Here is a 22,838-nt window from a genome sequence, read left to right as displayed (position 1 = left end):
AAAAAACAGTTAAAAGGGGAATTTGACAGCGAAGGTGGTTTGACCTGCTGCACTTTCTACATAAATTGAGCCGCCTAAATGTCTGACCATTTTCTGCACTAATGCCAATTCCAGTCCAGTGCCGCTATGTTTCCAAGGATCGTGTTTGGAAAGGTGATAGAAAGGCTCAAAAATCCGTGACAGTTCATTGCTGGTAAGCTCTATCCCAGAATTTGTAATATTAAGCTCTACTGCATTCCCTATCAGTTGAGCCGAAACTGTAATGGATTCGCCTGCTGGGGTGTATTTGCAGGCATGGTTGAGCAGTTCGGTGACAATTCGCTCCAAATCAGTGATATCTGTCTCCAAAGGCGGTAGCGCATGATCAACACTCAGGTTTAATTGCTGTCGCTGGCAGTTGGTGAGGTCTCGAAAAGACTCGATAATTGGGTGAAGCCAACTTTGAAAGTCAATGGCAATCAAAGTTGGGGGATCGGGTTCGGCTTCGAGATATGTGAGTGTGAGTAGGTCGTTAATTAATTTGCTTTCTCGTCCACACTCGTTATGTAGAATCTGCAATAGTTGCGGAACTATTTCTATCTCTGATATTTCTGCTGGGGTGAGGACACTTTCAAGCGTTTGGACTGCAAGGCTAATGCTAGTTATTGGTGTCCGCAGTTCTTGAGACAAAGTTCTGAGAAATTGGTTTTTTTGCCGATCGCATTTTTCTAGTTCTTTTACCTGTGTCTGAGTTTGTTTGTAAAGCTGGGCTTGACGAATGGCGATCGCACATTCATTTGCTACCTGCTGCATTAGCTCAATTTCAAATTCATCAAAGGCCTCTTGTGATGGTCTTGTCAACCAAATATTTCCCAAAATCCCTTGAGTATCGAAAATTGGACAAGCCATCTGGGACATAACTAACAAGTTTGGCTGCCATCCAGGCACAATTTCCAAAAATTGCAAAGTTTGTTTCTGCAACAACGGCTGATAGACTTCAAGACGGTCTGCAATCTGTCTGGTCAATCCCTGAAACTGGGGTAAGTTTTTGGTGTACTCGTAAGTAACAGTTACCAGGGTTTTGCAGGTGCTATAGAGTTCGATTTGGCAACAATCAAGATTGAGTAACTCTGCTAATTCCTGGGTGAGAGTCTGCAACACCTGAGTTTGATCCAGACTGTCGCGGATTTGTTCTGTCATGCGTCGCACCAAGGCTTCAAAGTTTCGCACCTGCTGCAACTGATTTATGTGCTTCTGTTTCTGCAACTCCATCTTAGTTTTGAGATCCTTGATCTGCTGATGAAGTTCTGCCTGTTGGACAGCAATGCCGATTTGAGTTGCCAACTGCTTTAGCAAGTCAGTTTCCGTTTGTTGCCATTGACGCGATTCACGGCAATGCTGGGCAATCAATAGCCCCCACATATCTTGCTCTTTGAAAATCGGCACGACAAGATTGGCTCTAATCTGCAAAGATGCCAGGAAATCTATATGGCAAGGGTGCAATCCGGCTGCATCAATATCTTCGATGACTTGAATACAACCTCGTCCGTAGTGTTCTGGATGTTTGCCACTGAAGCCGGGATCAATGATGTTTTTTCCCAACAGGAGATCATCAGCAGCGACAGTTGATTCGGCAATGATTACTCCACTGCCATCAGTCTGGAAGCGATAAATTAGCACGCGATCGCAATTCAAAAACTGCCGCAGTTCAATTGTAGTCTGATGCAGAATTGTCTCTAATTCTACAGATTGGTGAATTCGTCCAGCGATCGCTTCTAGCAGTTGCTCTCGTTCAGCCTGGTATCTGATCCCTTGTTCTGCTTGCTTAACAGAGGTGATATTGCTACTAGTACCAATCAGTCGATAAATCCTAGAGTTAGCATCTCGTAGTGGCGTCAGAGTCGTACTCCACCAAGTGGGAATTCCCTGGAATTGCAAACATTGTTCGTAAGAAATAGTTTTGCCAAATAGCACGCAGTCATTATAATGCTGACGCACCCTTGCAGCATCGATGGGAGAGAGAATATCCTCTGGTTTTTTGCCCCGAAGCTCATCTGAGCGAATACCTATCCACCGCTCATGAGTGGGATTAAGTGCCACATATCGAAAATCTCCGTCCTCCAGAACATCAACTACGAAGATTGATGCCTGCACAGAATCGTACATGCTTAGTAGAAACTGCTCACTACTGCTTTTCTCATCTACTTCTGTGCCGAAGAGAATCTGAGGTGGTGATAATTTTGTCAACTCCATAGTTGATTCTGCTGGATTTATATTCATGCGAGAGTCCCACTCTTGTATTACTGACTCTTCTAGGCGCTCTCTGATCGTTAAGCTTGTAGTAGATGCACTTTAGCGCCTATAGCAAAGTATTGTCAGCTGTTGCTCATTGAAATTTGGATCTTTCTCTACTTCTTGTCAGAAATCTAGGAAAGCTAAATAGGAGTCAGCTTAACAAATCCTGCTTTTTGAAGGCGAAAATACATTTGCAGGTTAGGGCAAACTTTCTAAAATTGATTTTTAACGGTTTTTAACGATTTTTGCATATATCTAAGTGCAAGTATCAGTATATGTGAATTAAATTTATTATTCTTAATAAAGAGAGTGAGCTTACGTAGGCGTAGCCCGCCGTAGTCATCGCAATTTGTGAGCATTGATCCCTGTGAGGATACCAACCAGCAGCCAAGTGATGGCTAATCCCATAACTTCGCCGAAGAATAACTGCGTCCAGTGGTGCAAAAGCATCCCGATAGTAGAACCTACAGGGATAGCAACAGCCCAACTTGCCGAACAGACTAATATCCATCGCCACGCCTGATACTGGGGAATTGCCAACCATTGAGCCAATCCAATTCCGAAGCCGCCAAGCGCACCATAAATGGCCCCAGACAGGATTCTCTGAGGGAGAATTTGAGTGCTAGGTACAATCCAACCTACAGCACCAATACCGATAGCGGTGATAATACTCCAACCCAAAAGACTTGACCAAATCCACCTGATACAAAATATAGGTTGTTTGAGAAGACAGCCTTGAGGAAGTGCGATCGCAAATCCGCCGATAGCAGCCTCTACCAGTCCAATATCAGGTTTTTCGCCGACTTCAATTAAGAGTAAACTCAATAAAAAACCGCCAAAAGTAGCTAAAGTCCACAGCAATGCAAAGCCAAATCTAGTATTTCCAGGCGCAAATGGCATCAAAGTTTCTTTGGTGGTAATAGTCTGACAGTTTTAGCATTAAACATCTCAAAAAAAGCTTTGCGTCGTTGTTGGGGTGATTCTGGTACGATGTAACCCCAAAGACTCTCCCAGTAAAAAAATGAGATACCATCAAAATTGCGATCGCGCACTACCTGAACCTGTTCTCTCACTTGTGCGATTTTCACCGGACTACGCACGGTTCCCGTTGATATCCCAATTCCTACAGAAATTAGACTTTGAGCCAATTTCACAGGTGGTTGTTCTAGTTGAGCGATAAAAGACTTTTTATCATTTCGATATACCTGTAAAATTAACTCATCAACTAAACCTTTTTTTACCCAATTTTCCCAATCTTGTAAATAGTATTTGTAGGCAAAAGCTTGAGGATTGGGAGACAAAGATATTTTAACTTTAGGCTTAATCGCCTTGACAGCTTGATAAATTTCTGCCATAAAATCCGTAATTTTATCTGCTCGCCAACGCATCCATTTTGAGTTAAAAGGATCACCAGGGGGACTTTTGCCTTGGTGTTCTTGCTGGTAGAGTTCTATAGTGAAGCGATCGTAGCCAAACTGTACAGGCATCCCAAAATGATCGTCAAGCTGAATACCATCCACATCATAATCTCTGACTACTTCTAAAATTAGCTCTTGAATAAACTCTTGCACTTGTGGATGTAAAGGATTCAACCAAGCCAGCTTAGTTACTAAAATATTGTCGATTTCTTCTGGTGGAGCATTTTGGATAGAATTTATACCTTCTTGCCCAATTGTCAACCAGTCAGGATAACGCCTTGCTAATTGTGAATAATGCGGCGTCATAAACCCGTATTCAAACCAGGGAATGACTCTCAAATTTTTATTTTTAGCAAGTGTCACTATCTTTGCTAAAACATCCTGTCCCCCGTGCATGAAATTGAGCAAAGGTTGAGTTTCCGAGCCTGTAGTCATTTTAGCTACAGCACTTTTATAAAAAGTGTGTCCTCGGTTCCAAACTACAGGATAAATTGTATTAAAATTAAGAGCCGACAATTGATTTATGGCACGGTTAATACCCCAAGGAATAAATAGTACACCACTAGCAACATTAGTGAGCCAAACGCCGCGAATTTCTGTAGTTAAAGGAATTATTTTTTGGGAATAAACTGGCTGTGAAGAGAATGAAAAAACTGTTAAAGCGACTACTAATCCCCAACATAGAAAGTAAGAAATACAACGGCGAGCAACCCGATTCATTTGTAAGCGTGACCTAGTGCGATCGGAATATATATAACTACAAAATAAAGTTATAATCCTCCGGATGATGTAAAGGAATCATGATTAAGAATTCAGGAGTCAGAATTCAGAATTCAAAATAATTTCAATAATACGGAGCCAATTTTGTTCATGAATATACTTAACTATTCCCAAACATGATAACTCCTAATTCCTAACTCTTAGAGGTTTTTTTTAAAGTGTTTTGTTGTGACTTTAGGCACTTTTAGATACCCCTAAGCACACTAAAAAAGGGGAGCCGAATTAAGCTCACCCTTTTTAGGGACTTTCAAATAAAAAAACATCCCAAATTTCTTGGAGGATGGGTGTCATTGGTGTCAACTTAACGTCAAAGCAAGTCTATAAATAGCTTTTAGATTGCCTCGTTCCCAGTCGGAGACTGGGAATGCTCGTCGTTGAGGCTCCGCCTCCCTTCCTGGCGGCAGAGCCACCAGGAGCCGCATTTCCAGCCAGAGGCTGAAAACGAGATTTGAAAAGGGTTTTAGCTTAAGTTGACAACAATGGTAAGATGCCCACCCCACAAGGAGCTTTCGCAGTCGCAGTCTCCAGTTCCGCTCCTGACTTCCTTCTTCTTAAAATCTTTCCACACCTTCAAATTGTTTGATAGCTGATGCATTTGCTGCTTCACCACAAGTCCGTGGTGTGGGAAATATCTTTTCAGGATTTGCTAACCCTTTGGGATTAAAAACTTGCCGCACCCATTGCATAGTTTCTAAATCAACTGGGCTAAACATCTGTGGCATATAACACTTTTTCTCTGCACCAATGCCATGTTCTCCAGAAATACTACCACCAACTTGGACACAAAGGTTAAGAATTTTTCCACCCATTTCTTCTACTTGTTCTAATGCTCCAGGCACAGAATTATCATAAAGAATTAGCGGATGAAGATTGCCATCACCAGCATGAAATACATTAGCAACACGATAACCATATTGTTGACTTAATGTCTCAATCTCATGCAGAACATAAGGCAACTGAGTCCGAGGAATTACACCATCTTGGACATAATAATCTGGGCTTAAATGTCCAGCAGCAGCAAAAGCAGCTTTGCGTCCTTTCCATAATTTCAATCTGGTTTCTGGGTCAGTCGCAGAAGTGACATTACGCGCACCATTCTTTTTACAAATTTCGATAACTCGCTGTTTATTCCCTACAACTTCCACTTCTAAACCATCAATTTCTATGAGCAGAATGGCAGTAGCATCGCGGGGATAACAATTAGTTGCAACAACATCTTCAACTGCATTGATACTGAAGTTATCCATCATTTCCATCCCACCAGGAATAATTCCGGCGCTGATGATGTCAGAAACAGTTGCCCCGGCAGCTTCAATACTAGTAAAATCTGCTAACAGCACACAAATTGATTCTGCACTTTTGAGAATTCGCAAAGTAATTTCCGTAGCAATTCCTAAAGTGCCTTCAGAACCAACAAAAACACCTGTTAAATCATAACCAGGCATTTCTGGAATTTGTCCGCCTAAATCGATAATTTCTCCTTCCGGGGTGACAATTTTTAATCCCAAAACGTGGTTAGTGGTGACACCATATTTGAGACAATGTACGCCACCAGAATTTTCGGCAATGTTGCCCCCAATCGAGCAGATAATTTGACTAGAGGGGTCAGGAGCATAGTAAAAACCAGCACCACTGACAGCTTGTGTCACCCAACTATTAATCACTCCTGGTTGTACAACTGTGCGTTGATTTTCCAAATCAATGCTGAGGATTTGCCGCATTAATGAGGTAACAATCAAAACAGAATTTTCAACAGGTAAAGCGCCACCAGATAGACCAGTACCAGAACCGCGGGCGATGAAGGGTATAGAATATTGATTGCATACCTTCACAACTTGGGCAACCTGTTCTGTAGTTCTGGGTAACACCACCACAGCGGGACGTTGGCGATAACCAGTTAAACCATCGCATTCATAGGTAATGAGTTCTTCGCGGCGTTGCACCACACCATTTTTACCAAGGACAGCCTCAAATGCTTTGATAATGGGTTTCCAGTTGCGTTGTTTTTTATCTTGAGTAAGCATAGGTTCTTAAAATTCAAGGTAGATGTATGGAGTATTGCAGACTTTTTTGGAACCGCAACTTTTTCAGTGAATGGGTGTGAATTGCAAGAGTAATGGAAAACTGATAGGTAATAATTAAAAATGGCTTCTGCAAGCGATCGCACTTCTTCAAAAGCCATTTTACCATTAAGTAAAAAGTATAAAATTATACTATTCTACTGTTACCGATTTGGCCAAATTTCTTGGCTGATCGACATCCAAACCGCGACGGGCGGCAATATGATAAGCCAATAATTGCAAAGGTACTACTGTGAGAATCGGAGAAAGTAATTCTTCCACATGAGAGACGGGAAGAAGATCGTTAAAGATTTCCGCAGCTTCGCCATCTTTAACTGGAGTCACCCCAATTAACCGAGAATCTCTGGCTTTGGCTTCTTGGGCATTGGAAATTACTTTTTCATAAACACTACCAGGAATTGCGATCGCAACTACTGGTACTTTCGCATCTAAAAGTGCAATGGGCCCGTGCTTCATTTCTCCAGCCGGATACCCTTCGGCGTGAATGTAGCTGATTTCTTTTAATTTCAATGCCCCTTCCAAAGCAATCGGGAAGTTAATCCCCCTACCTATAAAAATGAAATCTTGGGTTTCGGCGAATTCATGGGCTAGCTGTTCGGTTAAACGTTCCTGACTTTCCAAAGTTGCCTCAATTTCTTTGGGAATCTGCCGCAACCCGTTAATAATTTTCTCTAATGTGTCTTTGGAAACTGTCTGACGACGAGCTGCTAAATCCAATGCCAAAGCATAAAACGCCATCAGTTGAGCAGTAAAAGTTTTTGTCGCCGCGACCCCAATTTCAATTCCCGCTAGGGTACTGATGACATGCGGTACCATATCACCAAGACTGCTTTCCGGGCGATTGGTAATGCCCAGTAGTCGCGCTTGATATTTGGGTTCTTTCCCCTGGCGACGTTCTTTTTCCATTGCCAAAGCTGCTAAGGTATCAGCGGTTTCACCTGATTGGGTAACACCAATAATCAGCGTGTTTGCCGTCAAAGGTGATGGTGCATAGCGATACTCAGAAGCGTAATGTACCTGAGTTGAAATTCCTGCTAATTGTTCGATTAAATATTTTCCGATTAATGCTGCGTGCCAACTAGTACCACAGGCGAGGATCTGAATTTGTTCTAAATCGGTATATAAATCTGTCGGTAAACCAAGATTAATTGGGGATTCGATAGATTCGCCTGGATTAAAGTATGCTTCTAAACTAGCTCTTACTACCCCTGGTTGCTCATGAATTTCTTTGAGCATGAAGTGTTTGAAGCCCTGCTTCTCAACCATTGCAGGATTGAAGTTGAGTAGCCGGGGTTGTTTTTTCAGCCTGTCGCCAGCAAAATTGTAAATCTCAACGCCCAAAGGTGTGAGGCGGGCAATTTCGCCATTTTCCAGAGGTAGCACCGCACGGGTGTAGGCAACGATCGCAGGCGTGTCAGATGCACAAAAGAATTCCCCTTGGCCAAAACCAATTACCAAAGGTGCTTGTTGGCGCACAACAATCAATTCATCGGGGAAGTCAGCAGAAATAACTGCAAGTGCAAACGCCCCGCGCAAGTGGTTAACGGCTTGGCGAATTGCTTCTAAGAAGGGAGAGGAGGCAGATGAGGCAGATGAGGGAGGAAGATTCTTTAAAAATTCGGCGATGAGATGGGGAATGACTTCGGTATCGGTTTCAGACCGAAATTCGTGTCCTTTTGCTTTGAGTTCTTCGCGTAACTCACGATAGTTTTCGATAATGCCATTTTGCACCACCGCCACTCGCTTTGCCGTATCCAGATGGGGATGGGCGTTGTACTCTTCTGGTTTACCATGAGTTGCCCAGCGAGTGTGACCAATACCAATTTGGGCAGGAGTTTCTATTTGTTCCAGTTTAGAACGCAGGTTATGAAGTTTGCCTTTTGCCCGTACACAAGTTACCTCACCTTCCCAAATAGTGGCAATTCCAGCAGAATCGTAGCCTCTGTACTCTAGTTTTTCCAGCCCAGCCAGTAAAATGTCTGTCGCCGCTTGAGTGCCTATATATCCAACAATTCCGCACATTGTTCACACCACTTTTTTTCAGGATGATTAAATCCAGTATAGTGTTTACCACAAACTCGACGTTTTGCAAAGAAAAAAGGGAGTAATTTACTCCCTCTACCACTAGGTATTGTTATAGACTTTAGGTTTTTTTACAGCAGATTCCCCGTCAGCTTTTGACTTGACGGTACAAATACGGCTTCTAAGATTTAGATACCCAGAGATTTTATCCCCAATCTAAAATTGCGATTTCATCAAGAGTGCTGAGTTCCGAGTTCCGAGTTCCGAGTGAAGAATCAAAAAATTGTATTTGTGATTTACTTCTTTTTATCTCAGCACTCAGCACTCAGCACTCAGCACTCCGATCAGCACTCAGCTTTTTAGTAGGCTAGACCCATACTGCGAGTTGTTTCAGCGCCCAGGTAAACCCGGATGCTCAAAAAGTCGGTGGGACAAGCGGTTTCGCAGCGCTTACAGCCCACGCAGTCTTCTGTACGGGGTGAAGAGGCTATTTGAGCAGCTTTACAGCCATCCCAAGGAACCATCTCAAGTACATCAGTAGGGCAAGCGCGGACGCATTGGGTGCAGCCAATGCAGGTATCGTAGATTTTTACGGTATGAGACATTGAAAAAACGGCTCCTTTCGAGTGTTCTTCTCTGCGAAAGAATCATAATCAACGCATAGTCTACCGCAGTGGTTGATAGGCCGTAATCAAAAGGCTACATAACTTCAAACAATGTAATAAGCACCCAAGATATTTGTTTTTGCGCGATTGTCCCATTGACTTATTAATCAGCAACATCACAGGAGCGTATTTATCCCAGTGATATACCATGATGGGGTTGAATAGTAAAGACAGATGAAACAAAAGTCAATTTACAAAACTAGATGAGAAAGTTATCTATGCTACTTATTGATTGGTAACTATGTACCGTCAAATAGAGCCAATCTATAACGAAATGTTAACTGTTAATCGAAAGTGCCAAATTAATTTTATGGGTAATAATCTGATTTTGCGATCGCTACTTCTCCGTGTAAAAAGAAAAAATTTGGCTATCTAGGTGACATAGAAAGTTGTGACTATTACTGTTTAACACTGCTTTTTCTATGTAAATGCTCAATTTAGAGACTGCGATCGCAGCTATGTTTTTGAGCGATCGCAGTCAGTAATTGTAAGGAAATGCTCACAGATAACTTGTATATTTGACTGTTCAAGTCTGGCAATCTCATAAATTTTACTCCTAGAGTTCAGAGTATTTCCGAAATTGCAAATTCATCATTTATAAGGGGAATTTCTGTTTGAATTTTTGGCTCACAAGGCATCACTTCCAGTTGTTCTTCTGGATTCTTAACATCAGGCAATTTATCTTTTATATACTCACTTTCTCGGATTTGTCTAGCAATACTTTCTAACAGCCAAAGCTGTTCTTCTACAGACAAGGCAAGGATGGAGCGCTCAATTTCTAGTAAATTTGACGATATCATTTTGTTGTTGATTCCTAGTAAGGTGTATTTTTCAAAGATATTATATTCAGTCTATCTGGTTAACCTAGAGCATCGCAAATTCCCGATCATTTTCCCCACGCCTATCTTTTCACAAATCATAAGAGATTGCTAGAAATAACTAGAAGCCAATTCTATGACTTTTTAATTAGGTATTCCTGCTGAAGTAAAATGTACGCTAAACTGGCTACATGAATTACGAAACAGCTCGGAAACTCCTCATAGATCAGACAATCACAACCGAGGAAAACCCAGATGCGCTGTTAACGCGTATGAAACAGGGGAAACCACCGGTACCCGGTCAGATCACTTCGATTTTATTAGCATTGAAAGTGGTGTTTGAAGCCCTCAAAGATGCAAAGAGCCTAGACCGAGAACTGGCTTTGGCCCTTTATCAGTTAAGTATTAAGGCGCAACAGCTATTTGGCGCAGGGCGTAAAGCTGGCATTGATTGGCCGCCACTTCTGAAAGAAGATTTGCTACGCATTTCCTTAGCATCTGAAAGTATCTTTTCGGGTACATGGCAAACCCTAGCTCAGATGGAGTTGGGGAAGTTGTAGGATAGGGATTGAGTAATCTTTTAACGAGAAGGGATACAGGGATGGAGGGATGAGGGAGACAAGGGGAATAACCAATGCCCAATGCCCATTAACGAATTTGCAGTTCCTTTTCTAATTTGTCTAGGTCAGTTTTAAGCAAAACCGTCATTTGACCAGTAAAAGCTTTGCCAGTCTTGGGTTGGGCAATTTCCACCCAATATACATAGCGATCGCCTACTCGTAATTCTCCCTTCAAGGCTTCCCGAATCGGAGTTCTGGCTAGACGCGCTGAGTTAACTACCTTTTGGTTGGGATATTGATACACGACTTGGGCGCGATCATAGTCTTGATAAATCTCTAAGCCATAAATTACCCGCAAGGATTCTTGAAGGCGCTCAAATGTCATGCCGTTAATAGCATCATACATAGCAATGCGTTCAGAGCGAATTCTGCCTCGGTCTTTAGAAAACTCCACCCTACCAGGAGGCAATACCGACGCTTGAAAAGTGAATCGTTGGGCGGCTGTATCAGTCTTTTGTACAAATAATTGTTCTCCACTCCTGGGGCGGAGTGTGGGATGTGCTTTAATCCAGGTGCCTACTTCTTCTGTACTTTGCCCTGGTAAAGCATTAGCTTGGGAATCAAAAAGCGTTCCTACGCACAGCCAAGGCACTAGAGAAAAAGGCAAAATTAAGTAGTTAAGTAGAGATTTTTTGAGCATTTTGCTGTTCAGGATTTTATAGAAATTTCCCAATTCGGGAGTAACCATAGTCTTCCCGTTTTTCAGCAAGATTATTTCAAGCGTCAACCTAACTTAAGACATCAGGGATCTTACTTATCAACGCTTTATCATAGAAAAAGCCAAGGAATGGAATTGTTATGAGTATTACATTTAGCCCAGAGCAAGAACAAATAATTCAAGTTTTGCTAGCAACAGGTCAATTTAACAATGTTGATGAAGTAATTCAAACTGCATTGCATCTTTTAGCAGAAGAGACTCTTTCTCAGCAAGTATGGCTAGAAGAAACTCGCACCAAGATTGATGAAGGGATAGCATCACTTGAAAAGGGAGAAGGAATTGATGGTGAAACTTTTGTAAATCAGCTTTTAACACAGTTGAAGCAAGCAAAAGAGGCTTAGGAATGAATCGGTACATTATCTCACTCCCTGCTTCTCGTGATTTACAAGCGATCGCAGATTATTTCGCCGTAGAAAATGTTGAGGCTGGTGAGCAACTTTTATATGCGTTTAATCAAAAATGTCAACAACTCGTTAGCTTTCCGAATATGGGACGAAAATACGAGGATTTGCGTCCCAACCTTAGAGGACTTCCACTGGATGGGTATATTATTTTTTACATGATTATTGGTGAAGGAATTGAAATTGTCAGAGTTGTCAGTGGCAGACGCAACTTAAAATCTCTGTTTGCAAATCCAGAAAAAATGTGATTTATAACTAGTTGTTAAATATCCTATTATGACTGGGAACACTATGAATGAGCTTACTGACTCGCAATGATTGGTTGAACGAGAAAAGTTTGCTCCGTTAATTCCAGAAAATATAGGAGTACATTTATGGTGTCATGGCTTACAGCAGCACAGTGGAGATGTGTTCAAACTTTCACGGGACATCAAGGATTGCAGTCTGGTGTGAACTCTGTTGCTTTTAGCTCTGATGGGCATTTGTTAGCCAGTGGCAGTGACGATAAGACAGTTAAGCTGTGGGATTTGCAAGCAATGCGTGAGATCCAGACACTCACTGGTCATAGAGGTCCTGTTCGCCAAGTCGCATTCCACAACAAAGGTGATATTCTTGCCAGTGCTTCTTTTGACAGAACTATCAATTTGTGGGAAGTGACAAGTGGCAGAAAAATTAAAACGCTTTTTGGCCACTACGATGAAGTATCCTCAATCTCTATTAACTCGTCTACCAATCTGATGGCTAGTGGCAGCAACGATGGAGATGTGAAACTGTGGAATTTGACGACTAAAGAGGAGATTAAAACTCTATCTAACTCAAATCCTCAAATTATCGAGGCAGTTGCATTCAGCCCTGATGGGAAAGTACTTACCAGTGGCGGATGGGACAAGACTGTAACACTATGGGATGTAGAAACTGGACAGTTAGCGCGTAAATTTTCAGCCCATTCACAGAAGATCCGTTCAATCACTTTCAGCCCCAACAGTCAAATTTTAGCGAGTGCGAGCAACGACAAAACTATTCGATTATTTGATGCGTCGAGTGGGCGCGAAGAAAGTTTGCAAGGTCACTCTAAGGCAGTAGTATGTGTGGCTATTGACCCAAGTAGCACAATGTTAGCAAGTGGAGGTGATGATAAGGAAATTAAGATTTGGGACTTAAAAACCAAGAAAGAAATGTGTACTCTTTCTGGTCATGAGTCCTACATTATGTCTGTTGCCTTCAGTCCAGATGGAAAACTTTTGGCTAGCAGCAGTCATGATAGAAGCATTAAGATTTGGCAACGTGGATAGATTGTCAGCAGTCTAACATCGCTAGTTCAAGCATCAAAGACGAGGATCGTCTACAGGTGGATGCCAGCCTCCTTGTATCCATAACTGCCTAGATTCTTGGATAAATCCTTGGTTGTGAAATTCATCATTGATATCTAGTCGATGACAAGTTGCTCGACCTGTAGCACTTTTGCCAACGATCTTTAGTCCATCGCCTGTCCAGATGAAGTGATCTACCCACCGTTGCTGACGAGGATTGAATAGGGCGACTTCTTGCTGAGTTTGAGGATCAACGCCAGTTGTGAAATTGTAACGACGCTCATTACAGCGACGACAAGCTAGAGCTAAGTTGTTAGCTTCATCTGAACCACCTAATGATTGTGGAACAAGATGATCGATTGTAAAGCGATCTGAACTGGAGCGTTCTGGAGAGTGGCAATATTCACACAGATATTTAGCTCTTTCGCGCACAAACTGCCGAGTGCTATCTTTAACACCCACGATTGGCAATCAGTTTAGCGTTAACAAAAGTTAGGATGCGTTCTAGTTCAGCAATTCCAGCATATTCGGCTTCTTCTTCAGGAGTCAGCAATTCAGCTTTCCGTTTCTCAAGCAATTCTTCTAGACGAGTATGTAACTCATCTGTGAACTTAGCAAGGTTAACATTATCAACTTTTTCAATGGTGATGCCAGAACGTAGCCATGATGAAGGCTCAATCATCAATACTGGGGTAATGACTTGAGGAGTCATAGTAATTTAGCCTAAGTCTGTGTTGCTATATCTAGTTATTGTAGTGTGCCTGATGAATTGCTCGCCAAAATACTAAGGAATCATCGCTACCTTAATTACTTTACGCGCCTTCATCTCACAAAACACCTGTTCTAAATCTTTTAATGGTCGCTGTTCACTAATAAGTAACTCAAAGGGAATTTTGCGACTAGCTATCAATGATAACGCCGATCGCACATACTCTGGTGTATTATGAAACACGCCTTTGATGGTAAGTTCGCTATAGTGTAGCTGTTCTGTATTCACAGTAATGCTTGTATCCCGTGGACATCCACCGAATAAGTTGACTGTTGCACCAGGACGAGCGCAGGCGATCGCAGTTTCCCAAACACTTGGTACACCAGTGGCTTCAATCACCACATCTGCGCCCCATCCTTGGGTAATTTCTTTCACTACACTGGGAATATCCGGGATTTGATGATAATTAAAGGTCTGGGCTGCACCCAATTTCTGACCAATTTCTAACCTGTGGTTATTACCTCCCCACAGCAAAACCTCAGCTTTCTCACTCAACGCCGCCACAAACATTAGCCCGATCGCCCCATCTCCTAAGACGACTACTTTATCTTTGGACTTAATATGAGAACGCGCTACACCATGCAATACACAAGCTAAAGGTTCAGTCATGGCTGCCAATTCCCACGGCAACTCATCGGGAATCTGCAACAAATTATGCTCTACTATCGGTGCAGGAATTTTCAGGTATTGGGCAAAGGTACCATTATTCCATGTCAAATTTGGACATAAAGAATATTCTTGACGTTGACAAAAAAAGCACTTCATGCATGGAGCAGAATTATTAGCGACAATGCGATCGCCTACTTGCCAATTTGTCACCCCTGCACCCAAGGCAACAATTCGCCCAGCAGCTTCGTGACCAAACAGCGTCGGTAGTTTTAGCATTTTGGCATGACCACCACGCCGCCAAACTTTCAAATCTGTACCACAAGTTGTTGCTGCCCCCACTTGGATTACAACTTCGCCAGCCGCCGGAGTGGGGTCAGGAACTTGCTCTAGGCGTAAATCTTCTTGCCCATAAAGTAAGGCTGCTAACAAAACTTTAAAACCTATCAATTAGCTACATCCGATTTTACCAGTTGCAGCTAATTGATAGGTCTAAACTAAATCAGTATTGATTTTTAGTAGGTTTTATATGAAAAACTAGGTATTCACCGCTGGCTGGGGAACCACTCCAGTGTTCCGGGTTTCCACATTAGGCAGGCGAGTAACAGTTAACAGCGGTACTTCTTGTCGGCACGACAGGCAAAACCAATATAGTTCACCATGACGGGCATGACGCAGGAGGGAACCACCGCAGCATGGGCAGGTGTTGGCTCTCGTACTCATACCAATGTCCTCCTTAAAAAAATTGTTGTTTTAAGCTCAGTAAAAAAAGCAGTTATTAAAACTGGATGTTGGCTGCATGAATGCGGCCATTCGATTCTAGGTGGTCTTTAATAATTTGTCTGTAAACAGCTTCATATCCGTTAACCATTTGGCTAACACTAAAGTTATTTTCCACATATTTTCGGCAGGTTTGACGATTGAGTTCCAAAGCTGGTGGAATCATTGCTGCCATTTCTGCATAGCTTTTGCAGATAAAACCTGTTTTGCCGTGAGCAATCACTTCAGGTACGGAACCGAAATTCATGGCAATCACTGGTGTACCAGTTGCCATTGATTCAATCATTACTAAGCCAAAAGGTTCTTGCCAATTAATGGGGAAAAGAGTTATGGCAGCATTGCCCAGAAGTTCAGTTTTTTCGGCGTGGGTAATTTCACCTAAATATTCGATTTGCTGACCATCTATGTGGGGGGCAATCTCTTGTTCAAAAAACTCAGAGTCTTTGATATCAACCTTTCCTGCCATCTTCAAGCGCCAACCACTCTGTTTAGCAATGGCGATCGCATGTTGCGGCCCTTTCTCTGGTGAAAAACGACCTAAAAATACCAAATATAAAGGTTCTGACGGTTGGGCTACAAATGGGTAATCTGCTAGCTCAATTCCGTTATAAACCGTGTCAATATAATTGAGATCGATTTGACGCTGCGAGTTACTAATACTGACATAAGGTTGCTTTTGGTGGTAGCTAAATGCGTGACGGTTGTCAGTCGTAAAATTATTATGCAGCGTATGGACTGTAGAAGTTGCTGTTATCAAACTCGCTAAAGGTAGTGCCGAAATCCCTACATGAGAATGGATAATATCGAATTGGGCAGCATCTTGGTAAACTTGGCTCAGTTCTAGCATTTCGTACACTGCATACTCTTTCACATTTGGGTCTGAGCGCAATGCACGCGGGTAAACGGCTTGTAAATTAGCCAAAGTTTGAGAATCGCCAGAGGCAAATAAAGTTACCTTGTGACCGCGACGAACAAGTTCATCAGTTAAGCGACTCACTACCAGTTCTATTCCTCCATAATTAGGAGGTGGAACCCTTTCCCATAAGGGGGCAACTTGAGCGATTTTCATACGTTTTTTTGGTTCAGTCTATGAAATCATCCTCAATAATGAGCTACATCATTATTTTATGAGGAAAGAGCATTTCTACTTACTATTTTGACATTTAAATTAACCTAACAGGCTAGCAAAAACGCAATAATAGTTAACCGTACCGCAAACTTTCTACCAACAAATCTAACGGTCTATCGGTGAAAGTCAATCCTGACCTACACTTCTAACCTATCGCTAATCTATTACTTGTTGCATCTGTCTTGGGGATCATAATGCAGTAAAATATTTTGTAGCAGAACTTACAAAATTGAATATTTTGTAGCTGACAATACTAAAATGTTCAATAGGATCAAATAATTCAAACTGTGTTTAAGGGAAATTAGGAAATGAAACAGGAATTATAAATATTAAGTAATTGTACAATAATTACATAATTTGTAATTAGTAATTTACAAAAATTCTGATAACTAACTAATGAAAATCGCTACTTGGAACGTCAACTCAATTCGCACTCGCCTTGAACAGGTTATCGATTGGTTAACCCTGAATCCTGTTGATGTTCTCTGCTTGCAAGAAACCAAGGTTATGGATGCTGAATTTCCGCGATCGCCTTTTGAGGAATTAGGCTATAACCTTTATATATCAGGACAAAAATCCTATAATGGCGTAGCCATAATTAGCCGCCAGCCACTTTTAAATGTAAGTAGCGGGTTTAGGGCAATTTTGCCAGATTTACACCACGAATGGGACGAGCAAAGGCGAGTGATTACAGGTGTAATTGATGGTATTCGGATTGTGAACTTATATGTTCCCAATGGTGCAGCAGTAGGAACTGAGAAATACGAGTATAAAATGCGCTGGTTGACAGCGCTACATGAGTATTTGCGATTGCTTGTGCTGTCACACCCTGCAATTTGTGTGTGCGGAGACTTCAACATTGCCTTAGAAGACAAGGATATTCACGAGCAGGTGAGTACAGAAAATCACATTATGGCAACAGAAGCAGAGCGCCAAGCCTTACGGGATATTCTGAAACTGGGATTTGCCGATGCTTTTCGCAAATTCACCACAGAAGGCGGAAATTATAGCTGGTGGGATTATCGCGCCGCCGCCTTCCGTCGCAACTTAGGTTGGCGGATTGACCATCACTATCTCACACCTATCTTGTATGAGCGTGCTAAAAGTTGCATCATCGATGTCGCACCCAGAAAATTAACCCAACCCAGCGACCATACGCCGGTAATTGTGGAATTTTGAATTGATTATTGGGCATGGGGCATTGGGCATTGGGCATTGGGGAAAAACTTGCTGCAACTTCTCCTATGCTCCTTTACTCCCTTATCTCCATGCCCTATGCCCTATGCCCCATGCCCCATGCCCAATTAATCAATCAATTTAAAGGCTTATATATATCCTCAGAACTGGGATTGAGATAAGGACGCTGTAAATCTATTAGATGCCGCGCAAAGTGTTGGTCAATCGTCCTCATCCGTTCTTCCATCGCATTCTTACCTTTTTGCCAAGCTTCCAACAAAGCATTAGCGACGATTTGACAACGGTTCATCCCAAAACTTTCCTGTGCGGCAAATTTTTGGGTTGGTTCTTCAGCTAAACCTAACCCTGGGGCTAAAAATTTCGTAAACAAAGGGATTTCGGGCTGGAAATGGGATTGATTTTCTTGATAAACAGCCTGAAGAATTGTGCGAATTGCTGGATAGTCGGGGAGTTCAAAATAGAGTAGCCCCGAATCATAACGTCCGTATGCACAGGGATTGTGGAGAACTTGAAAGCTAAAGGGAATCGAGGCTGCATTCAATTGCAGTGTCAAGCTTTCCATGAGAGCGATCGCACCTGATGGCGTAAAGTTAAAGTAGATTCGCCCTGCTCCTAAATCAACATCGGGGTTACTTTGCTGTTCCTGTCCGACATTGCTAACTGCTAAGTAACAACCGTTTTGCAGTCGATTTTTGGGCATCCAGATTGCTACCATATCACCCACTTTGGTAGATTTCTTACTGGATTCTAGATGGCAATCTGGCTCAACATAAAGTGTTAAACCGCCTTTAGTCACCGCCATAGTCCCATCAGGTTCTTTCCGCAACACCTGCCATCTAGAGTCAAAGTAACCTATGCCGTGATTACTGGCGTGCAGCTGCTCGTAAAAGTCCCAATCAATTTCTAAAATGGAATTATCTGCTAAATTATCCTTTGGGGAGCGATTAGTACTATCAGTATTGACTGCTAAAGTAGTTTGCAGAGAGCCATTGTAATAGATTCCATAGAGAAAATTTCGTAGTAGTAAAGTCAGATACTTCTGTTGTAAATCTACGGAATTTTGCTGAAATCTGTCGGCTATTTTAGTCGGTAGAGCAAAGGGTTGATAATTGGGATGGTAAATACAAAAATTTGACTCAATCTGGATATTCTTAGCAATATCAAATAGAGAAGTTAGGGGTTGATTGATAGAGGAATTTAGCATTAATCCATTCAGAAATCAAACTTTAACAAAATAGAATTCAGGAGTCAGAATACAGAATTCAGAATTGGGTGTTCTTTTGAAATTGTTCTGCTACCTATTGCTAACAACCACGCAGCCGAGTTTTTTCGTAATAAATGCGAAGTAATTGCTGTTCTTTTACAGGCTGAGGAAATTTATGAATCTTTGCTACAGGATTCAGGATTTCCGACTCTGATATCCCGAAAATTGTCAGTACAGCTTGCTCCGGCATCGTGAGTAGACTTTTAGCTACTTGGAGCATACAAATATCAGCATTATTAAAGTATTTCCGGCACGTAATCATATCTTGAATTTGATGAATCAGTGCCAGTCCCGCAAACTGGATAACGCGCAAAATAAAGTCACTGCGGTATTCCAAAATCATGGGGAAAGCATTCACATAAGCCCTAATCAAGGCAATAAGTGAAGGTTGTAAAATCTCTAACGGTGTTAACGCCAAATGTAGAGATTCTTCTAACTCAATGGTGGGGTCTACTACGAGGCTGTTGAGCCAAATTCCTAAGTAGCTTGCCAGTAAAGTTCCTAAATCAAAAGCTGGGTCTCCCCAAGAACAAGCTTCCCAGTCAATTAGTCGTACTAGACAATTGTCTAGTTGCTCCCATCTGGAATGAACCAAAATGTTGCTCAATTTCAGGTCGTTGTGAGTCAAGCAGCAAGGATTCCAGTCATAAGCCAAATCTGCGATCGCAGATTCTAAACTCTCGTACTGTTGATAGAGAACATAGAATTTTAGTGCATCCGTGGGAATAGCCCCAAAAATCTCCGGCCCAATTGACCCTACCCCTTGGGCTGGATTGTAAAAGCCATAGCGAAACTCTCCTTGGGGAGCAGTTGCCATAAAATCCTTATATTCTCGGCGGTTGTAGGTGGCGCGATGCAGTCCCGCCAAAGTCGTGCCGATAGCTGAAGCAATTTCTTGTGGAAAAATCTCATTGTTGTGGTACAATTTCGCAAGTTCTAGATACTCACTCAGATAATTGCAGACAAGAATAGAATTTTCTTCGTCAAAATGCACCACCAATGGTGCGATCGCTGAAGTATTACCTAGAACTGGAAACTGTTGGAGGAGTTGGTGAAATAGCCACTCCTGAAACAATTCATGAGGCGCGGCGTCATTGTTGTTAACGTTACGTTCTTGTTTAATTAGCAGTTTACGATTATCTGCTAAAGTCACTACTAAATTGAAATTGCTCTTACTATTTCCTGGCAACTCAGATTTGTCTGATGGGTTATCTTCTGAGCTACACAGACCCGCGTCTTGCAGATACTGGATAACGTTATGAGAAGACAGTGATAATACCATGTATTATTTCCTACTTCATTAAATTACTTAAACTTATCTCTGTCAAATTTGCTTGGTTTTAGCAGCTTTCCGTAGATAGGAACTAGTGCAAGAAGGCAGGGGGCAGAAGGAATACTGGTGATTTCACCTATTTTTAGCCTTTTTCAACTGGATAGTTATTTATGCCAAGCTGCACTAATGTGTGAATAACAATAAAGATTTGTACAATCTACTAATATCCCATCTTTTGGATAAAAACCTGCCAAAATGGCACCAACTCCTTTATAATTGCTTTAAAATTTGCTCCCAAATCCAGTGACATCTTTACACTTTATCAGCATAGTTACTTAGACACTCTAGAGTAAGTTTTGTGGTAGAGCCGTTTGATGTAGCTCCATCCCCTTTTTGTGGCGGAGAAGCATCCCCAGCAAAAAACTGATTGGCAACAGATGTTGTTTGATGTTCAGTAGCCATTCTAAAAGCAGCGAAGAATTTCAGTAATCCTTCGCAGGACAAAGCATGGCATTCAACGCTATTACTTTTATTTATCATCACCAAGCCAAAAAAACCGGACTTTTTGGGCGGTTAGTAATTATTTTTTTATTTAAATTTGAGAATTTGTGCCTGAAATCCTTGTTATGACGTTATTTGTGTGACCTACAAATTGTAGATGACTATGAGCGATCGCAAACAAAGGCTACATGAGCGCATCTTATGGAACTGCACTTTTGTCAATGACTAATGAATAAATCGGTAGACGGCTATTCTCAGCCACTCTTTTTGTTGGGATGGTATTCTTGTTGATTTTCTTCGAGAATGCTGGAAGTTATCAGGCAAGGGTAACAAGTCATAGTAATATAAATGTACTAGTATAATTCAAGGCAAAGAAAGTCATGCCATGTCAAAAAAACAGGAGGGTGGTTATTACTTAGAGACTGATGCTACCTTAAAGCCACAATTTGATGCACCATCACCGCCAATGCCAGCATACCCAAAATCGTCATTAATCCCGCAGGCATAAACTTACGTGTTTTTGCAAGTCTAAATGCAAAGAATACTACTAAAACGGCAGTAACCAATACTGCTAAAATTGAACCCCAGGCTTGCCCTTGGAGTTGAAAGTAAGCGGCAAATATCAGTAATAAACCACTAATGCTGCCACTTAGGAGTGAAACTTTACTAGTAGCTTGAATGTATCCAATAATGCCACCAATAATCGATAATATGCCGTAGGCAAAAGCAGCAACTATACTTAAATTCATTGTTAAAACATCTATAGACTTTGACTTTACTGCCAGGGTCAGCAGACAATTTACCATAGCTATTTAGCTATACCACACAGTTGATTGATGGATAATCAAGCGATGCCAATGGCAAGTACTTCCTCATATACAAAGGTTCAATATCTCCAGCGCCAAGCAGCCTCACTTTTACTGCACCAATCTGTTCTGCAAGGCGAAGTGGGGGTGGCATTTCTGGAACTATTGCAATCTATACGTTACACTAACGTCGATGCACGAGGTTGTCTCCAAGCTTACGGAACTTACTTTCACGCTTTAGCCGCTAGAAATCAAAACTGGGAAGATTATTTAATTACTCAACTTCTCTTCTGTGAGAATCCTTTTACAAGGCTGGCTGGAGTGCGAGAATTTGAAGATTTACCCCCAGCTTTAGTAGCAGCAGTTCAGCATGATTTACAAATATTGCAAAGTCTCTACGAATGTAGTAGCGCTTCTTTGAGTGAGTGGGTACAAGGCGTTACTCAGATGCCGATTTCACCAGTAGTGTGGTATAAAGAGCAAGAATTTGTAGGAGTAGAGACAAAGTTCGCTAAATATCTACAAGAGTTAGATAATTGGGCTGATGCTGTAGAAGAGTTAGCAGCTTATTATCGGCAATGTGGCTCTGGTTTATTTGCAGAATATCGCGCTTTACGCTGGCAAGCTGGCCAGTTTATTGGTATTCGTTATTCTGACCCGGTTAAACTGAGTGCGCTTGTCGGTTACGAGTCTCAAAAAGATGCTTTGCTGAAAAATACAGAGTTTTTATTATCAGGAGAGATGGCACTGCACGTATTACTTTACGGTAGTCGCGGTTCTGGCAAATCTTCTTTGGTGAAATCTTTGTTGAATGAATATAGCAATCGCAGTCTTCGCTTGTTGGAAGTAGCAAAATCTGACTTAAAAGAACTACCAGAAATTGTGGAACATTTACGGGGCGTGTCACAAAAATTTATTATCTTTGTCGATGACCTTTCATTTGAAGAAGATGATGATGCTTTTAAAGCACTCAAGGTAGTTTTAGAAGGTAATTTAACCGCGCGGCCTCAAAATGTAGTGGTGTACGCTACTTCTAATCGCCGTCATTTGATTCGGGAGTTTTTTGTGGATAGACCTGCACCCAAGGATAACGAGGAAATCCATGCTTGGGATACGATGCAGGAGAAGCTTTCGTTTAGCGATCGCTTTGGTTTAACCTTGACCTTTGAACCAGCCAATCAGAAAACTTATTTAAAAATTGTACAACATCTAGCCGCACAAGCTGAAATTGATATTACCCAAGAAGATTTGGAATTTCAAGCATTACAATGGGCAACTCGCCATAATGGTCGTTCTGGACGGACAGCACGGCAGTTTGTTGATTTTTTAAAAGCAGATTTAAAACTTTTTAATGCAAATAACAATACATCCAACACCTAGTATTAAAATTATTTTATTAATGATTG

Annotated in this window: 23 protein-coding genes; 6 read left to right on the top strand and 17 right to left on the bottom strand. The window is 41.7% G+C overall.

Going from position 1 to position 22,838, the window contains the following annotated elements; genetic code table 11:
• Positions 1–9: 9 nt before the first annotated feature.
• The 7 genes from HUN01_RS14295 to HUN01_RS14265 form a co-directional block, all read right to left on the bottom strand.
• The gene (locus HUN01_RS14295) at positions 10–2,259 is read right to left on the bottom strand and encodes a PAS domain-containing sensor histidine kinase (RefSeq protein WP_181931837.1); all 2,250 of its coding nucleotides are present in this window, start codon (positions 2,257–2,259) and stop codon (positions 10–12) included.
• A 354-nt stretch (positions 2,260–2,613) separates the two neighbouring features.
• On the bottom strand, positions 2,614–3,174 hold the full coding sequence (locus tag HUN01_RS14290) for a hypothetical protein (RefSeq protein WP_181931836.1): 561 nt from the start codon (positions 3,172–3,174) through the stop codon (positions 2,614–2,616).
• Positions 3,174–4,412, bottom strand: a complete 1,239-nt coding sequence (locus HUN01_RS14285) for a glycoside hydrolase family 10-like protein (protein ID WP_181931835.1) — start codon at positions 4,410–4,412, stop codon at positions 3,174–3,176. The genes HUN01_RS14290 and HUN01_RS14285 overlap by 1 nt, the downstream gene beginning before the upstream one ends.
• 611 nt (positions 4,413–5,023) lie before the next feature.
• Positions 5,024–6,496, bottom strand: a complete 1,473-nt coding sequence (gene glcD, locus HUN01_RS14280; protein WP_181931834.1) for a glycolate oxidase subunit GlcD — start codon at positions 6,494–6,496, stop codon at positions 5,024–5,026.
• Positions 6,497–6,685: 189 nt separating this feature from the next.
• Complete coding sequence (gene glmS, locus HUN01_RS14275; RefSeq protein ID WP_181931833.1) at positions 6,686–8,575, bottom strand: glutamine--fructose-6-phosphate transaminase (isomerizing); 1,890 nt, start codon at positions 8,573–8,575, stop codon at positions 6,686–6,688.
• Positions 8,576–8,934: 359 nt separating this feature from the next.
• Positions 8,935–9,180, bottom strand: a complete 246-nt coding sequence (psaC, locus tag HUN01_RS14270; RefSeq protein ID WP_012411495.1) for a photosystem I iron-sulfur center protein PsaC — start codon at positions 9,178–9,180, stop codon at positions 8,935–8,937.
• Positions 9,181–9,803: 623 nt separating this feature from the next.
• Positions 9,804–10,040, bottom strand: a complete 237-nt coding sequence (locus tag HUN01_RS14265) for a hypothetical protein (RefSeq protein WP_181931832.1) — start codon at positions 10,038–10,040, stop codon at positions 9,804–9,806.
• Between the two features lie 209 nt (positions 10,041–10,249).
• On the opposite strand from HUN01_RS14265, the gene HUN01_RS14260 reads away from it, so the two are divergent.
• Positions 10,250–10,618 (top strand): Dethiobiotin synthetase, encoded by a 369-nt coding sequence (locus HUN01_RS14260; RefSeq protein WP_181931831.1) that lies wholly within the window; start codon positions 10,250–10,252, stop codon positions 10,616–10,618.
• Positions 10,619–10,706: 88 nt separating this feature from the next.
• Here HUN01_RS14260 and HUN01_RS14255 read toward each other — a convergent pair whose 3' ends face one another.
• Entirely contained in the window at positions 10,707–11,318 is a 612-nt protein-coding gene (locus HUN01_RS14255) for a hypothetical protein (protein ID WP_181931830.1), read from the bottom strand.
• Positions 11,319–11,476: 158 nt separating this feature from the next.
• On the opposite strand from HUN01_RS14255, the gene HUN01_RS14250 reads away from it, so the two are divergent.
• The 3 genes from HUN01_RS14250 (at position 11,477) to HUN01_RS14240 (ending at position 13,089) form a co-directional block, all read left to right on the top strand.
• Complete coding sequence (locus HUN01_RS14250; protein ID WP_181931829.1) at positions 11,477–11,737, top strand: ribbon-helix-helix domain-containing protein; 261 nt, start codon at positions 11,477–11,479, stop codon at positions 11,735–11,737.
• Positions 11,738–11,739: 2 nt separating this feature from the next.
• Complete coding sequence (locus tag HUN01_RS14245; protein ID WP_181931828.1) at positions 11,740–12,045, top strand: type II toxin-antitoxin system RelE/ParE family toxin; 306 nt, start codon at positions 11,740–11,742, stop codon at positions 12,043–12,045.
• Positions 12,046–12,171: 126 nt separating this feature from the next.
• On the top strand, positions 12,172–13,089 hold the full coding sequence (locus HUN01_RS14240) for a WD40 repeat domain-containing protein (protein ID WP_181931827.1): 918 nt from the start codon (positions 12,172–12,174) through the stop codon (positions 13,087–13,089).
• Between the two features lie 33 nt (positions 13,090–13,122).
• Here HUN01_RS14240 and HUN01_RS14235 read toward each other — a convergent pair whose 3' ends face one another.
• From HUN01_RS14235 to HUN01_RS14215, 5 genes are all read right to left on the bottom strand, one after another.
• On the bottom strand, positions 13,123–13,569 hold the full coding sequence (locus HUN01_RS14235; protein ID WP_181931826.1) for an HNH endonuclease: 447 nt from the start codon (positions 13,567–13,569) through the stop codon (positions 13,123–13,125).
• On the bottom strand, positions 13,559–13,819 hold the full coding sequence (locus HUN01_RS14230) for a hypothetical protein (protein ID WP_181931825.1): 261 nt from the start codon (positions 13,817–13,819) through the stop codon (positions 13,559–13,561). The genes HUN01_RS14235 and HUN01_RS14230 overlap by 11 nt, the downstream gene beginning before the upstream one ends.
• A 72-nt stretch (positions 13,820–13,891) precedes the next feature.
• The gene (locus tag HUN01_RS14225) at positions 13,892–14,914 is read right to left on the bottom strand and encodes a zinc-dependent alcohol dehydrogenase (RefSeq protein WP_181931824.1); all 1,023 of its coding nucleotides are present in this window, start codon (positions 14,912–14,914) and stop codon (positions 13,892–13,894) included.
• Between the two features lie 105 nt (positions 14,915–15,019).
• On the bottom strand, positions 15,020–15,205 hold the full coding sequence (locus tag HUN01_RS14220; RefSeq protein ID WP_181931823.1) for a hypothetical protein: 186 nt from the start codon (positions 15,203–15,205) through the stop codon (positions 15,020–15,022).
• 55 nt (positions 15,206–15,260) lie between these two features.
• Positions 15,261–16,331: a glycosyltransferase family 4 protein gene (locus HUN01_RS14215; RefSeq protein ID WP_181931822.1), complete on the bottom strand. Its 1,071-nt coding sequence runs from the start codon at positions 16,329–16,331 to the stop codon at positions 15,261–15,263.
• A gap of 456 nt (positions 16,332–16,787) precedes the next feature.
• Between HUN01_RS14215 and xth the strand changes: the two genes are divergently transcribed.
• Positions 16,788–17,570 carry an exodeoxyribonuclease III gene (xth, locus tag HUN01_RS14210; protein WP_181931821.1) on the top strand — a complete coding sequence of 261 codons (783 nt, stop codon included), beginning with the start codon at positions 16,788–16,790 and terminating at the stop codon, positions 17,568–17,570.
• Between the two features lie 133 nt (positions 17,571–17,703).
• On the opposite strand, the gene HUN01_RS14205 is transcribed toward xth, so the two are convergent.
• The 4 genes from HUN01_RS14205 to HUN01_RS14190 form a co-directional block, all read right to left on the bottom strand.
• A complete protein-coding gene (locus HUN01_RS14205; RefSeq protein ID WP_181931820.1) occupies positions 17,704–18,792 on the bottom strand; it encodes a T3SS effector HopA1 family protein in 1,089 nt (362 codons plus the stop codon).
• A gap of 100 nt (positions 18,793–18,892) precedes the next feature.
• Positions 18,893–20,134 carry a phosphotransferase family protein gene (locus HUN01_RS14200; protein WP_181931819.1) on the bottom strand — a complete coding sequence of 414 codons (1,242 nt, stop codon included), beginning with the start codon at positions 20,132–20,134 and terminating at the stop codon, positions 18,893–18,895.
• A 303-nt stretch (positions 20,135–20,437) separates the two neighbouring features.
• Positions 20,438–20,587, bottom strand: coding sequence for a hypothetical protein (locus HUN01_RS14195; protein WP_176727009.1), 150 nt, complete (start codon positions 20,585–20,587; stop codon positions 20,438–20,440).
• Positions 20,588–21,054: 467 nt separating this feature from the next.
• Complete coding sequence (locus HUN01_RS14190) at positions 21,055–21,375, bottom strand: TMEM14 family protein (protein WP_181931818.1); 321 nt, start codon at positions 21,373–21,375, stop codon at positions 21,055–21,057.
• Between the two features lie 87 nt (positions 21,376–21,462).
• Between HUN01_RS14190 and HUN01_RS14185 the strand changes: the two genes are divergently transcribed.
• Positions 21,463–22,812 carry an ATP-binding protein gene (locus HUN01_RS14185; protein ID WP_181931817.1) on the top strand — a complete coding sequence of 450 codons (1,350 nt, stop codon included), beginning with the start codon at positions 21,463–21,465 and terminating at the stop codon, positions 22,810–22,812.
• The last annotated feature ends 26 nt before the right edge of the window (positions 22,813–22,838 follow it).

The organism is Nostoc edaphicum CCNP1411, from assembly GCF_014023275.1.
Taxonomy (GTDB): Bacteria; Cyanobacteriota; Cyanobacteriia; order Cyanobacteriales; family Nostocaceae; genus Nostoc; species Nostoc edaphicum_A.
The sequence above is the reverse complement of the archived record's forward strand: the minus strand, read 5'-3'. Positions and strand labels throughout refer to the sequence as shown.